Below are 584 nucleotides of genomic sequence, written 5' to 3' on the forward strand. Positions count from 1 at the left end.
TGCTGCAATTGTTCAACAAGGCTCTGTTTTTTCTCAGAATACGTACAAATGGGTCACCAATGGTGGCATTCAAGACATCTTCCAACATCCTTGGGTTATCAAAGGTCTATCCATTGTTAATGAGTACTTACCTTTCGATAAAATCGAGCCAAAAGCCATCGCCGAAAAAATCGGGCAATTTGCTACCACTTTTGGTTCAAACCTTGTCGCGATCAGTGCGAAAATTCTGGGTGATGCAACAAACTTCTTGATGGATTTTTTCCTAATGCTGTTTGTGCTTTTCTTCCTATTACGTGACCACGACAAAATCATTTCGGCAATTCGACATATTCTGCCACTCTCTCGTAGCCAAGAAGATAGAATCTTGACCGAGATAGAACAAGTTTCGAAGTCCGCAGTCATGGGCTCGTTTTTAACAGCTATCGCGCAAGGCTTAGCGGGCGGTATCGGTATGTGGCTAGCTGGCTTCCCTGGTTTATTCTGGGGCACCATGATGGGCTTTGCTTCCTTCATTCCAGTTGTCGGTACGGCGTTGATCTGGATACCAGCCGCCGCGTACTTGTTCCTCACCGGTGATATGACGT

At 45.5% G+C, this 584-nt stretch carries 1 protein-coding gene; it reads left to right on the forward strand.

All coding sequences use genetic code 11. From position 1 onward, the window contains the following. On the forward strand, positions 1–584 hold a 584-nt coding region (locus tag R7Z47_RS25980), incomplete at both ends, for an AI-2E family transporter (RefSeq protein WP_318130916.1).

This window comes from Vibrio sp. 1641 (genome assembly GCF_033339995.1).
Lineage (GTDB): Bacteria > Pseudomonadota > Gammaproteobacteria > Enterobacterales > Vibrionaceae > Vibrio > Vibrio alginolyticus.